The organism is Streptomyces sp. MMS24-W38 (genome assembly GCF_059889265.1).
In genome coordinates, this window is record NZ_JCBCPP010000001.1 from 6,124,306 (window position 1) to 6,137,013 (window position 12,708).

Below are 12,708 nucleotides of genomic sequence, written 5' to 3' on the forward strand. Positions count from 1 at the left end.
ATCATGACAGAAAACATAGGCGTACTCGGCAAGAAGCCACCCCAGCGGACCGGCGTGGAACGTGTCGTGAATGCGCCGTTGCCCACCGTGTACGGAAAGTTCCAGGCGGTCGGCTACCTCGACCACGACCGCGGTGACGAACAAGTCGCCCTGGTCCACGGGGACATCGGCACGGACCGGGTCCTCACCCGGCTGCACTCGGAGTGCCTGACCGGCGACGCGTTCGGCTCCCAGCACTGCGAGTGCGGCGACCAGCTCGCCGCCGCACTGCGCGCGGTGGCCGCCGAAGGGGCGGGCGTCGTCCTCTACTTGAGAGGACACGAGGGCCGCGGCATCGGCCTGCTGGCGAAGCTGCGCGCGATGGCCCTGCAGGCGGAGGGGCTGGACACCGTCGAGGCGAACCTCGCCCTCGGCCTGCCGGTGGACGCCCGCGACTACGGTGTCGCCGCCGGAATGCTCCAGGACCTGGGCGTACGGTCGGTGCGGCTGATGTCCAACAACCCCCGCAAGCACGAGGCGTTGGTGCGGCACGGGATCCAGGTCGCCGAGCAGGTACCGCTGTTGATACCGCCGTGCGAGAGCAACATCACCTACCTGCGCACCAAGCGGGAGCGCCTCGACCACGACCTGCCCCACCTGGACGCGGTGGCGCACTGGTCCTGACGGCTCGCCGGCCCAGGCAGCGAAGCGGCATCCGTCCGGCCGGCGTTCAGCCGGTCACGGCCTCGTGCACCAGCCGCCTGAGGTCCGGGAACACCGAGTGGGAGGACCGGGGCCGCACCTGTGTGTAGAACTGCACGGTCAGGTCGCGGCCCGGGTCGACCCAGAACGCGGTGGTGGCGACCCCGGTCCAGCCGTAGGTGCCGAGGCCGGACGGGGCCCGCGTACGGGACGGGTCGACGACCACGGAGACACCGAGGCCGAAGCCGATGCCCTCGTTGCCGGGCGCGTCGTGGGCCGGACGGCTGCCGAAGGCGCGCAGATCGGCGTCGCCGGGAAGGTGGTTGCGGGTCATCAGGTCCACCGTCTCCGGGGTGAGCAGCCGGACACCGTCCAGTTCGCCCCGACGGCGCAGCAGTTCCATGAAACGGTGCATGTCGTGGGCGGAGGCAGCCATCCCCCCGCTGCCGGACAGGAACCGGGGACGGCCCCGCAGCGGCAGCCCGGCGATGGGCTCGATGCCGCCGGAGTCCGTCTCGCCGTACAACTCCGCGAGCCGCCCCGCCTGTTCGTCACCGACCTGGAAACCGGCGTCCGTCATCCCCAGCGGGCCGAAGATCCGCTCGGCGAAGAAGGTGTCGAGCGGCTGCCCGGACACCACCTCGATGATCCGCCCCAGCACGTTGGAGGCGACCGAGTAGTTCCACTGCGTGCCCGGATCGAACTGCAGCGGCAGACCGGCGTACACGTCGACCGTCCCGGCGAGGTCCGCACCCGGGGCCACCGACGAGTCCAGCCCGGCCTCGCGGTACAGCGCGTCCACCGGATGGGCGTGGTAGAAGGCGAACGTCAGCCCGGCGGTATGGGTCATCAGATGCCGTACGAGCAGGGGGCCGGCCGCGGGACGCGTCCGCATCCGGTCGCCGGAACCGCTCTCGTGCACCCGGGGTTCGGCGAACGCCGGCAGGTGACGGCCGACCGGATCGTCCAGCGACAGCAGGCCCTCCTCCATGAGGATCAGCGCGGCGACGGCGGTCACCGGCTTGGTCATGGAGTAGATCCGCCACAGCGTGTCGCTCCGCACCGGCAGCCCGGCCGCGACGTCCCGCCGCCCGTATGCCGTCAGATGCGCGACCCGCCCGCCCCGCGCGACGGCGACGAGGAAGCCGGGCAGCCGCCCCTCGTCGACCTCGTGCGCGAAGTGCCGGTCCAGCCGGTCCAGCGCCTTCGCGTCCAGACCGGCCTCCGCCGGGTCGGCCTCTTGCCGCAGCAGTTCCATCGCGCACTCCTTCGATCATGCTCCCGAGCTGAGTCCGGCATACCCCGCCCGAAGCACGTCAGACCTCGTCGGGCTGGGTGAACACACCGGCGAACCCGGGCGGACGGCGAGGGCGCCGGGAACGACGGGGCTGGTACGGGCGTTGCACGGGTTATGACACAGGACACACTGCCCGCGCTGCTCGCACTGATCGGTGATCACAACGGTGGCGTGCTCGTCACGCTGAAACAGGACGGCCGGCCCCAGCTGTCGAACGTCAACCACGCCTACTACCCCGAGGAGCGGTTGATCCGCGTCTCGATCACGGACGACCGGGCCAAGACCCGCAACCTGCGGCGGGACCCCCGGGCGTCCTACCACGTGACCACCCCCGACCGGTGGGCGTACACGGTCGCCGAGGGCACCGCCGAACTGTCCCCCGTCGCCGCCGATCCGCACGACGAGACGGTGCGGGAACTGATCCGGCTCTACCGCGACGTCAACGGCGAACACCCCGACTGGGACGACTACCGCGCCGCCATGGTCCGCGACCGCCGCCTCGTGCTGCGGCTGCGGGTGGAGCGGGCCTACGGGATCCCCCGGCGCGGCGAGTCGTAGGACCCCGGACCGAGTCGTAGGACCCGAGGCCCCCGCCGGAGGGCCGATGGTTCGATGATCGTGGGGCGTCTACGCTGCGGAACGGATCGGCGCCGGTTCCGGCGCGGAGGAGCGCATCCCAGGGGAGAGGGCATCATGTCCGTCGACGGCCGCAGTCACATCCGTATCGCCCGCCCGTCCCGGGACCTCGCCGCGGCCGAGCGGTTCTGGTGCGGCGGGCTCGGACTGAGCGTGGTGTGGCGGACCGAGGGCGGCGCCCCGCCCGGCGGGCACGACCTGCTGATGCTGGGGTGGCCGGACGCCGACTGGCACCTCGAACTCGTGCATGAACCCGGTCGGCCCGTCGAGCCCCGGCCCACCGAGGAGGACCTGCTGGTGGTCTACCTCGACGGCCCGGTCCCGGACGACCTGGTCGGCCGGCTCGAGCAGCACGGCGGCACGGCGGTCCCGTCCCCCAATCCGTACTGGAACGAGTGGGGCGTCACCCTCGAGGACCCCGACGGTTACCGGCTGGTGCTGTGCCGGCGCGGGTGGTCCAACCGGTAGGCGGGGCGGGCGGAGCCGTGCCGACGTGAGACCCCTGGAGCCGGACACCGGCTCCAGGGGTCGAAGCGAGCGGGGTCAGGCCGTCACTTTCTCCGGCTGGGTCACGCCGTCGCCGGTCGCGCGTTCGCCGAGCAGTTCGGTCGGGACGCGGTGGGTCTCCCGCGCGGAGAGCGCCGCGATCACCGGCGGGACGCACAGGGCGGCCGTGAAGAGCGCCACCGCCGTCCAGTCGTCCCCGTCCGGGCCCGCGATCTGCGCGGCGAAGGTGACCGCGAAGCCGGCCACGGCGAAGCCGATCTGGGTGCCGATCGCCACGCCCGAGAGCCGCACCCGGGTCGGGAACATCTCGCCGTAGAAGGACGGCCACACACCGTTCGCGGCGCTGTAGACGACACCGAAGGCGATGATGCCCAGCAGCATCGTCAGGGCGAAGTTGCCGGTGGAGACGACCCACAGGTACAGGAACATCGTCACCGCGCTGCCGACGGCGCCGACCAGGAAGACCGGGCGGCGGCCGATCCGGTCGGAGAGCACGGCCCACAGGGGGATCGCGGCGAGCGCGGCGACGTTCGCCAGCGCGGCCACCCACAGCATCGACGTGCGGGACATGCCGACCGCGTCGCTGGTCGCGTACGCCAGCGCCCACACCGTGAAGATCGTGCTGACCGAGGCGATCAGCGCACCCGCGACCACCCGCAGGACGTCCGCCCAGTGCTCGCGCAGCAGCACGGCCAGGGGCATCTTCACGACCCCCTCGGTGGCGGTCTGCTGCTCGAAGGCCGGGGTCTCGTCCAGCTTGCGGCGGATGACGTACCCGACCACGGCGACCGTGACGCTCATCCAGAACGGTACCCGCCAGCCCCAGGTGAGCAGTTGCTCCTCGGGCATCGCGGCCACCGGGATGAAGACCAGCGTGGCCAGCAGCTGGCCGCCCTGTGTACCGCTCAGGGTGAAGCTGGTGAAGAAGCCGCGCCGGTGGGGCGGTGCGTGTTCCAGGGTCATCGAGTTCGCGCTGGCCTGTTCGCCGGCCGCCGAGATGCCCTGCAGGACGCGGCACAGCACCAGCAGGACCGGTGCGAGGGTGCCGACCTGGTCACGGGTGGGCAGACAGCCGATGAGGAACGTCGACACGCCCATCAGCATCAGCGTGAAGACCATGATCTTCTTACGGCCGACCCGGTCCCCGTAGTGGCCGAGGAACAGCGCGCCGAGGGGCCGGGCCGCGTACGCGACACCGAACGTCGCCAGCGACAGCAGGGTCGCGGTGGCCGGGTCGGAGTCGTCGAAGAACACCTCCGGGAAGATCAGCGCCGCCGCGCTGCCGTAGATGAAGAAGTCGTAGTACTCCAGGGCGCTGCCGATCCAGGCGGCGGTCGCCGCCTTCTTCGGCTGTCCGGGCGGGGAGGCGTCGCGGGGCGGTGCGGGGACGGACACGGCGGGCTCCTTCGAGGGGACTCCACGACGGTACGCGGAGGATGAGCTGAGGGGAGAAGCCGGTGCGCTAATTAACCCACTGGATAGTTAGTCGCGGCTGGATAGGGATGCTGCGCCCGACGGCCCCCGGTGTCAAGAGGTGGCGTCGTACGGAGTCGGCCCGGGTCCGCCGGATCGAAGGGGTGAGGCTCTCCGCCGGTCAGTCCGTGGCCCGCTCCGCCGTCAGGTACGCGATCACCATGTCGCCCAGCATCGCCCGGTAGTGCTCGCGCCGGTCCGGGGCGACCAGGTCGCGGCCGAACAGCGCACCGAAGGTGTGCCGGTTGGACACCCGGAAGAAGCAGAACGAGCTGATCATCGCGTGCAGGTCGACGGCGTCCACGTCGGCCGTGAACAGGCCTGACTCCTGCCCCGCGGCCAGGATCCGGCGGATCACGTCGAGCGCCGGCGAGCCCATCCGGCCGAGCTCCTCGGAGGCCGTGATGTGCTCCGCGCCGTGGATGTTCTCGATGCTCACCAGGCGGATGAAGTCCGGGTGCCGCTCATGGTGGTCGAAGGTCACCTCCGCCAGCCGCCGGATGGCCGCCACCGGGTCCAGGTGGTCGACGTCCAGCTGCTGCTCGGCCTCGCGGATCACGCCGTACGCGCGCTCCAGCACGGCCGTGAACAGCCGTTCCTTGCCGCCGAAGTAGTAGTAGATCATCCGCTTGGTGGTGCTGGTGCGGGCGGCGATCTCGTCGACGCGGGCCCCGTCGTAGCCGGCCCGCGCGAACTCCCGCGTCGCCACGTCGAGGATCTCGGCCCTGGTGCGGGCGGCGTCACGGATGCGCTCGCCGGGCCGTGCCGGTTCTTCGACGCTGGTCATGGAGTTCCTTCGGGTGAGGGGGTGCAGTGCCGGTGATTGTAGAAGGGGGCCGTCATCGGCCCGCCGGGACTTCCATGAGGCCCCGACCGGCTGATATAGCTAACGTACTGGTTCGTACATTAGTGAGTGGTCTCTGGAGGCCCCGGTGCTCAAGGACTCGTATCTCGTCGGGCTGATCGGCTCCGGCATCGGCCCGTCGCTCAGCCCCGCGCTGCACGAGCGGGAGGCCGACCGGCAGGGTCTGCGCTGTCTGTACCGGCTCCTCGACCTCGACACGATCGGCGTGCCGCCCGAGGCGGTGGGCGAGCTGCTGCGCGCCGCGCGGCTGCTCGGATTCGACGGGCTCAACATCACCCATCCGTGCAAACGGCTCGTCGTCGAGCACCTCGACGCACTCGATCCGCAGGCCGAGGCGCTCGGCGCGGTCAACACCGTCGTCTTCGAGGGCGGCCGGGCCGTCGGACACAACACGGACGTCACCGGCTTCGCCGCCTCCTTCGCCCGCGGCCTGCCCGACGTGCCGCTGGAGCGGGTGGTGCAGCTCGGCGCGGGCGGCGCCGGTGCCGCCGTCGCGCACGCCGTGCTCACCCTCGGCGCCGGACGGGTCACCGTGGCCGACGCCCTGCCCGAACGGGCCGACGAACTCGCCGACTCCCTGAACCGGACCTTCGGAGCGGACCGCGCCGCCGCCGCACCCCTGGACCGGCTGCCGAAGCTCCTGGCCGCCGCCGACGGCAGCGGCGGCCTGGTGCACGCGACCCCCACCGGCATGGCCGCCCACCCGGGACTGCCGCTGCCCGCGGAGCTGCTGCACCCCGGGCTGTGGGTCGCCGAGGTCGTCTACCGTCCCCTGGAGACCGAGCTCCTGCGCACCGCCCGCGCGGCGGGCTGCGCCACCCTCGACGGCGGCGGCATGGCCGCCTTCCAGGCCGCGGACGCGTTCCGCCTGTTCACCGGGCGGGAACCCGACCGGGCCCGCATGCTCGCGGACCTCACCGAACTCACCGGCCCCGTCGCAGCACCCAAATAGCACCCAAAGCCTCCAGAACCCCCAGAGCCTCCAGAGCACGGAACTTCACGGAAGCAGAGGTACCGACGTGCGTACGTCCATCGCCACCGTCTCCCTCAGCGGCACCCTCACCGAGAAACTCACGGCCGCCGCCCGCGCCGGCTTCGACGGCGTGGAGATCTTCGAGAACGACCTGCTCGCCAGCCCGCTCACCCCACGGGAGATCCGCGCCCGCTGCCTCGACCTCGGACTCGGCATCGACCTCTACCAGCCGCTGCGGGACATCGAGGCCGTGCCCGCCGAGACGTTCGCCCGCAACCTGCGCCGCGCCCGGCACAAGTTCGAGCTGATGGGCGAACTCGGCGCCGACACCGTGCTGGTCTGCTCCAGCGTCGACCCCGAGGCGATCGACGACGACGCCCTCGCCGCCGCCCAACTGCGCGAACTCGCGGACCTGGCACAGGACTCCGGCATCCGGGTCGCGTACGAGGCGCTGGCCTGGGGACGGCACGTCAGCACGTACGACCATGCCTGGCGCATCGTCGAGACGGCCGGGCATCCGGCGCTCGGCACCTGCCTGGACAGTTTCCACATCCTCTCGAGGGGCTCCGACCCCAAGGGCATCGAGGACATCCCCGGTGAGAAGATCTTCTTCCTCCAGCTGGCCGACGCCCCGCTGCCCGCGATGGACGTCCTCCAGTGGAGCCGCCACCACCGCTGCTTCCCCGGGCAGGGCGGCTTCGACGTCTCGGGACTCGTCCGGCACGTCCTGCGCACCGGCTACGACGGGCCGCTGTCCCTGGAGGTGTTCAACGACGTGTTCCGGCAGGCCGAGGCCGTCCCGACCGCAGTGGACGCCCGGCGCTCCCTGCTCGTCCTGCAGGAGGAGGTGGGGGTGGCGCGGCCGCCCGCCCCCGTCGTCCCCACCGGCGTCGCCTTCGCCGAACTCGTCACCGCCGACGCCGACCCCCTCACCGGACTGCTGGGTGCCCTCGGCTTCACCCGCACCGCCCGGCACCGGAGCAAACCCGTCGACCTCTGGCAGCAGGGCGAGGCCCGCCTCCTCGTCAACACCGGTACGGCCGTACGCCGCGACGGCACCCGACTCGCCGCCCTCGGCCTGGAGTCGCCCGACCCCGCCGGTGCCGCCGCCCGCGCCGAGGCCCTGCTGGCGCCCGTACTGCCGCGCCGCCGCGCCCCCGAGGACGCCCCGCTGGACGCCGTCGCCGCCCCCGACGGCACGGAACTGTTCTTCTGCGACGCCCGACTCGCCGGCTGGCGGGCCGACTTCGAGGACGTCGGGGAGCCTTCGACCGGGTCTGCCGCGGCTGCCACGGCAGACCCGGCCGCCACGTCGAGGATCTGGCGCATCGACCATCTCGCGCTCACCCAGCCCTGGCACCACTTCGACGAGGCGGCCCTCTTCCACCGCAGCGTGCTCGGGCTGCGGGCCGAGGACAGCGTCGACGTCGCCGATCCCTACGGGCTGCAGCGCAGCCGCGCGGTCAGCAACGCCGACGGCACCGTCCGGATCGCCCTCACCGTCAAAGCCGCGCCCGGCGACGACACCGTGCACGCCCAGCACATCGCGTTCGCCACCGACGACGTGGTCGCCGCGGCCCGCCGACTGCGCGACGCGGGCGTCCCGTTGCTGCCGATCCCGGCGAACTACTACGACGACCTCGCCGCCCGCCACGAGTTCGCCGACGGCGAGCTGGAGACCTACCGCGAACTGGGCATCCTCTACGACCGCGACGAGCACGGCAGCCTGCGGCACTGCTACACCCGCACCGTCGGCCGGGTGTTCTTCGAACTCCTCCAGCGCGACGGCGGCCACCGCGGCTACGGCGCCCGCAACGCACCGGTACGGCTGGCCGCCCAGCACGCCGTCCGGACGTCGACCGCCCTCACGTCCCAGCCTTAGAGCCCCGAACGCAATGGGCGCCCGGCTCGCGGCGTCTGGCACGCACTCCCCCGAGTTCTCGGCTTCTCCCCCGAGTTCTCGGCTTCGCTCGAACAGGGGGGACCCCCATGAGTAGGGGGGACCCCATGACGCCGCGAGCTGATCGGACGCCCATTGCGTTCGGGGCTCTTAGGGCAGGGCGTCGGCGTCACGGCCTCAGGGCCGGGTGTTCCACTCCGCGAGCACCGGGCTGCCGTGCTCCAGCGACAGTCGGCTCAGCGTGCCCGTCTCCAGCCGGAACAGCCGCCCGTCCGCGGGCGGCAGGCCCAGCCGCCGTGCGGTCAGCACCCGCAGCAGGTGGCCGTGCGCCACGAGCATCACATCACCCGTGTCGAGCGCCCCGGTCACCCGGGACAGCACCCGGTCGGCCCGCTCGCCGACCTGCGAGGCGGACTCGCCGGGAAACTCCGGACCGGGCGGCACCCCGTCGGTCCACAGGTCCCAGCCGGGCCGGGCGCGTCGGATGTCCGCGGTGGTGACGCCCTCGTAGCCGCCGTAGTCCCACTCCCGCAGGTCCGGCTCCGGCACGGCCCCCGCCAGCCCAGCGAGTTCGGCGGTGCGCCGGGCGCGGAGCAGCGGACTGGTGAGCACGAGCGCGAAGGCGCGGCCCGCGAGCAGCGGGGCCAGGGACCTGGCCTGGTCCTCGCCGCCGGGGGTCAGGGGCAGATCGGTGCCACCGGTGTGCCGTCCCGCCCTGCTCCACTCCGTCTCACCGTGCCGGGCCAGCAGGAGATCTCCCACGGTCGCTACGCCCAGTCCTCCTGCTCCTGCTGCTTCTGGTCCCGTTTCTGCTCCGGGGCGTTTCGGTCCGCGGACTCGACCGCGTGGCCGCCGAACTGGTTGCGCAGCGCCGCGACCATCTTCATCTGCGGCGAGTCCTCCTGCCGGGAGGTGAACCGCGCGAACAGGGAGGCGGTGATCGCGGGGAGCGGCACCGCGTTGGCGATGGCGGCCTCCACCGTCCAGCGGCCCTCGCCCGAGTCCTCGGCGTAGCCGCGCAGCTTCTCCAGGTGGGCGTCCTCGTCGAGGGCGTTGACCGCCAGGTCGAGCAGCCAGGAGCGGATGACCGTGCCCTGCTGCCAGGAGCGGAACACCTCGCGGACGTTGTCCACCGAGTGGACCTTCTCCAGCAGCTCCCAGCCCTCGGCGTAGGCCTGCATCATGGCGTACTCGATGCCGTTGTGGACCATCTTCGCGAAGTGCCCGGCACCGACCTTGCCCGCGTGGACGTAGCCGTACGGGCCCTCCGGCTTGAGCGCGTCGAAGATCGGCTTCAGCCGCTCCACGTGCTCCTCCTCGCCGCCGACCATGAGGGCGTAGCCGTGCTCCAGCCCCCACACACCGCCCGAGACACCCGCGTCGACGAAGCCGATGCCCCGGGCACCCAGCTCCTTGGCGTGCTTCTCGTCGTCCGTCCACCGGGAGTTGCCGCCGTCGACGACGGTGTCACCGGGCTTGAGCAGGCTTCCCAGCTGATCGATGACGCGCTGGGTGACCGCGCCGGCCGGGACCATCACCCAGACGACGCGCGGGCCCTCAAGCCGGTCGACGAGGTCGGACAGGTGGCCGACGTCGGAGCGGTCCGGGTTCGTGTCGTAGCCGACGACGGTGTGTCCGGCGGCACGGATGCGCTCACGCATGTTGCCGCCCATCTTGCCGAGACCAACAAGGCCGATCTGCATGTCAGTTCACTTCCTGGGTTCGGGTAGGGCGGCCCACCGGGGGCGCCGGGTCGGTGCGGGGGAGGGGGCGTCAGGCACGGGCGGGGACCTCCTCGGTGGCCTCGCCGCGCAGGGCGACGGCGTACATCTCGTCCGCGTCGAGACGCCTGAGCTCCTCCGCGATCAGCTCGGGGAGGGGGCGTACCTTCAGCGCGAGCCGCCGAGACGGCTGCCCCGGCAGCGACAGCGTGGCCATCGGGCCCTCCGGGCGGTCGATGACGATCTCGCCGTCCACCGTGCCCAGGCGCACACCGGTGACCACCGGGCCGGCCGTCTCCACCCGCTCGACCGGCACGCCCAGCCGGGCCTCCAGCCAGCGCGCCAGCAGCTCCGCGCTCGGATTGTCTGCCTCGCTCTCCACGGCCGCCGACGTGACCGTCAGCCGGGCCTGGTCCAGGGCGGCGGCCAGCATGGACCGCCACGGCGTCAGCCTGGTCCAGGCCAGGTCGGTGTCGCCGGGCGCGTAGCAACGCCTCCGGGTGGCCAGCACCTCCAGGGGGTCCTCGACCGCGTACAGGTCGGTGATCCTGCGCTGGGCCAGCGCACCCAGCGGGTCCCTCGACGGGTGCTCGGGCCCGTCCGCAGGCCACCAGACCACCACTGGGGCGTCCGGCAGCAGCAGCGGCAGCACCACGGAGTCGGCGTGGTCGGACACCTCGCCGTAGGTCCGCAGGACCACGGTCTCGCCGGTGCCGGCCTCCGAACCGACCCGCACCTCGGCGTCGAGGCGCGGGTGGGTGCGTTCGCGCAGGCTGCGGGCGTGGCGCTTGATGACGACGAGCATGCGCGAGGGGTGCTCGTGCGAGGCCTCCTCGGCGGCCTTGATCGAGTCGTAGGCGTTCTCCTCGTCCGTGACGATCACCATCGTCAGGACCATGCCCACGGCGGGGGTGCCGATGGTGCGACGGCCCCGCACCAGCGCCTTGTTGACATCGCTTGCCGTGGTGTCGGTGAGGTCGATCTTCATGGCCTGCGCCAGCTCCGTCCGTCTCGTGCGAGCATCTCGTCGGCTTCCGCGGGTCCCCAGCTGCCCGAGGCGTACCGCGCGGGTGCGCCGTGGGATGCCCAGTGATCCTCGACCGGGTCGAGGATCCTCCACGACTCTTCCACTTCCTGATGGCGGGGGAACAGGTTGGCGTCCCCCAGCAGGACATCCAGGATGAGCCGCTCGTACGCCTCCGGGCTGGACTCGGTGAACGACTCGCCGTAGGCGAAGTCCATGGTCACGTCGCGGATCTCCATCGACGTGCCCGGCACCTTGGAACCGAACCGCACCGTCATGCCCTCGTTCGGCTGCACCCGGATGACGATCGCGTTCTGCCCGAGCTCCTCGGTGGCGGTGGAGTCGAAAGGGGAGTGCGGCGCCCGCTGCAGCACGATCGCGATCTCGGTGACCCGGCGGCCCAGCCGCTTTCCGGTGCGCAGGTAGAAGGGGACACCCGCCCAGCGGCGGTTGTCGACCCCCAGCTTGATCGCGGCGTAGGTGTCGGTGGTGGAGCCCGCGTCGATGCCCTCCTCCTCCGCGTAGCCGCACACCCGTCGGCCGCCCTGCCAGGCACTCGCGTACTGCCCGCGCACGGTGTGCAGGCCCAGGTCCTTCGGCAGCCGCACGGCGCGGAGCACCTTCAGCTTCTCGGAGAGCAGCGAGGCCGCGTCGAAGGAGGCCGGCTCCTCCATGGCGGTGAGCGCCATCAGCTGGAGCAGGTGGTTCTGGATGACGTCACGGGCGGCGCCGATGCCGTCGTAGTAGCCGGCCCGGCCGCCGATGCCGATGTCCTCGGCCATGGTGATCTGCACATGGTCCACGAAGGACCGGTTCCACACCGGCTCGAACAGTTGATTGGCGAAGCGGAGCGCCAGGATGTTCTGGACGGTCTCCTTGCCCAGGTAGTGGTCGATCCGGAAGACCTGGTCCGGGGCGAACACCTCGTGGACGATCGCGTTGAGCTCCTTGGCCGACTTCAGGTCGTGGCCGAAGGGCTTCTCGATCACCGCGCGCCGCCAGGAACCCTCGGGCGCGTCGGCCAGCCCGTGATTCCTCAGCTGCCGGACCACCTTCGGGAAGAACTTCGGCGGTACCGAGAGATAGAACGCGTAGTTGCCGCCGGTACCTCGGGCGCTGTCCAACTCGGATACGGCCGCGCGCAGTTGCTCGAACGCGGTGTCGTCGTCGAAGTCACCCGGCACGAACCGCATGCCCTCGGCGAGCTGCTCCCAGACCTCCTCGCGGAACGAAGTGCGGGCGTGCTCCTTGACGGCGTCGTGCACCACCTGCGCGAAGTCCTGGTCCGCCCAGTCCCGGCGGGCGAACCCGACCAGCGAGAAGCCCGGCGGCAGCAGACCCCGGTTGGCGAGGTCGTACACGGCCGGCATCAGCTTCTTGCGCGAGAGGTCGCCGGTCACTCCGAAGATGACGAGCCCGGAGGGGCCGGCGATCCGGGGGAGCCGGCGGTCGCGGGGGTCGTGCAAGGGGTTGGACCAGCAGGCCTCGTTCTCGCCTCCGCCTTCGGCCTCGGCCGTCTCCTCGGTCATTCCGCGTCAGCTCCCTTGGTGTCGAGGGCCTTCCCACCTACAGGGTGTCCCGGGAAGCGGGAACCTTCACCTCCGAGAAATCCGGGCGGGGCCCGTGCCCGT

General features: G+C 71.7%; 12 protein-coding genes. 5 read left to right on the plus strand and 7 right to left on the minus strand.

Annotation, left to right across the window (positions count from 1 at the left end):
* Positions 1-3 precede the first annotated feature (3 nt).
* Positions 4-663, plus strand: coding sequence for a GTP cyclohydrolase II (gene ribA / locus AC6F7H_RS26870; protein ID WP_500759623.1), 660 nt, complete (start codon positions 4-6; stop codon positions 661-663).
* Positions 664-709: 46 nt separating this feature from the next.
* Here ribA and AC6F7H_RS26875 read toward each other — a convergent pair whose 3' ends face one another.
* A complete protein-coding gene (locus AC6F7H_RS26875) occupies positions 710-1,939 on the minus strand; it encodes a serine hydrolase domain-containing protein (RefSeq protein WP_500759625.1) in 1,230 nt (409 codons plus the stop codon).
* Between the two features lie 153 nt (positions 1,940-2,092).
* Between AC6F7H_RS26875 and AC6F7H_RS26880 the strand changes: the two genes are divergently transcribed.
* Both AC6F7H_RS26880 and AC6F7H_RS26885 read left to right on the plus strand, forming a co-directional pair.
* Positions 2,093-2,536, plus strand: a complete 444-nt coding sequence (locus tag AC6F7H_RS26880) for a PPOX class F420-dependent oxidoreductase (protein WP_363042007.1) — start codon at positions 2,093-2,095, stop codon at positions 2,534-2,536.
* 135 nt (positions 2,537-2,671) lie between these two features.
* Positions 2,672-3,082, plus strand: coding sequence for a VOC family protein (locus tag AC6F7H_RS26885; RefSeq protein ID WP_279332409.1), 411 nt, complete (start codon positions 2,672-2,674; stop codon positions 3,080-3,082).
* 75 nt (positions 3,083-3,157) lie between these two features.
* Here the strand turns inward: AC6F7H_RS26885 and AC6F7H_RS26890 are convergent, their stop codons facing one another.
* Complete coding sequence (locus AC6F7H_RS26890; protein ID WP_500759626.1) at positions 3,158-4,516, minus strand: MFS transporter; 1,359 nt, start codon at positions 4,514-4,516, stop codon at positions 3,158-3,160.
* Between the two features lie 199 nt (positions 4,517-4,715).
* Positions 4,716-5,381 (minus strand): TetR/AcrR family transcriptional regulator, encoded by a 666-nt coding sequence (locus tag AC6F7H_RS26895; protein ID WP_500759628.1) that lies wholly within the window; start codon positions 5,379-5,381, stop codon positions 4,716-4,718.
* Between the two features lie 145 nt (positions 5,382-5,526).
* Here AC6F7H_RS26895 and AC6F7H_RS26900 point away from each other — a divergent pair, with 145 nt between their 5' ends.
* Positions 5,527-6,411: a shikimate dehydrogenase gene (locus AC6F7H_RS26900; RefSeq protein WP_500759629.1), complete on the plus strand. Its 885-nt coding sequence runs from the start codon at positions 5,527-5,529 to the stop codon at positions 6,409-6,411.
* A gap of 67 nt (positions 6,412-6,478) precedes the next feature.
* On the plus strand, positions 6,479-8,314 hold the full coding sequence (locus tag AC6F7H_RS26905; RefSeq protein WP_500759631.1) for a bifunctional sugar phosphate isomerase/epimerase/4-hydroxyphenylpyruvate dioxygenase family protein: 1,836 nt from the start codon (positions 6,479-6,481) through the stop codon (positions 8,312-8,314).
* A 195-nt stretch (positions 8,315-8,509) separates the two neighbouring features.
* On the opposite strand, the gene AC6F7H_RS26910 is transcribed toward AC6F7H_RS26905, so the two are convergent.
* The 4 genes from AC6F7H_RS26910 to zwf form a co-directional block, all read right to left on the minus strand.
* The gene (locus AC6F7H_RS26910; RefSeq protein WP_500759632.1) at positions 8,510-9,094 is read right to left on the minus strand and encodes a histidine phosphatase family protein; all 585 of its coding nucleotides are present in this window, start codon (positions 9,092-9,094) and stop codon (positions 8,510-8,512) included.
* Positions 9,095-9,099: 5 nt separating this feature from the next.
* Positions 9,100-10,035: a phosphogluconate dehydrogenase (NAD(+)-dependent, decarboxylating) gene (gene gnd / locus AC6F7H_RS26915; protein WP_500759633.1), complete on the minus strand. Its 936-nt coding sequence runs from the start codon at positions 10,033-10,035 to the stop codon at positions 9,100-9,102.
* A 70-nt stretch (positions 10,036-10,105) separates the two neighbouring features.
* Positions 10,106-11,041, minus strand: coding sequence for a glucose-6-phosphate dehydrogenase assembly protein OpcA (opcA, locus tag AC6F7H_RS26920; protein WP_500759635.1), 936 nt, complete (start codon positions 11,039-11,041; stop codon positions 10,106-10,108).
* Positions 11,038-12,606: a glucose-6-phosphate dehydrogenase gene (gene zwf, locus AC6F7H_RS26925; RefSeq protein WP_500759636.1), complete on the minus strand. Its 1,569-nt coding sequence runs from the start codon at positions 12,604-12,606 to the stop codon at positions 11,038-11,040. The genes opcA and zwf overlap by 4 nt, the downstream gene beginning before the upstream one ends.
* Positions 12,607-12,708: the final 102 nt, after the last annotated feature.

Bases quoted from the DNA above. Each gene is read 5' to 3' on its own strand.
- AC6F7H_RS26885 (WP_279332409.1), top strand. From the start codon at position 2,672: ATGTCCGTCGACGGCCGCAGTCACATCCGTATCGCCCGCCCGTCCCGG.
- AC6F7H_RS26880 (WP_363042007.1), top strand. From the start codon at position 2,093: ATGACACAGGACACACTGCCCGCGCTGCTCGCACTGATCGGTGATCAC.
- gnd (WP_500759633.1), bottom strand. From the start codon at position 10,035: ATGCAGATCGGCCTTGTTGGTCTCGGCAAGATGGGCGGCAACATGCGT.
- zwf (WP_500759636.1), bottom strand. From the start codon at position 12,606: ATGACCGAGGAGACGGCCGAGGCCGAAGGCGGAGGCGAGAACGAGGCC.
- AC6F7H_RS26895 (WP_500759628.1), bottom strand. From the start codon at position 5,381: ATGACCAGCGTCGAAGAACCGGCACGGCCCGGCGAGCGCATCCGTGAC.
- AC6F7H_RS26875 (WP_500759625.1), bottom strand. From the start codon at position 1,939: ATGGAACTGCTGCGGCAAGAGGCCGACCCGGCGGAGGCCGGTCTGGAC.
- ribA (WP_500759623.1), top strand. From the start codon at position 4: ATGACAGAAAACATAGGCGTACTCGGCAAGAAGCCACCCCAGCGGACC.
- opcA (WP_500759635.1), bottom strand. From the start codon at position 11,041: ATGAAGATCGACCTCACCGACACCACGGCAAGCGATGTCAACAAGGCG.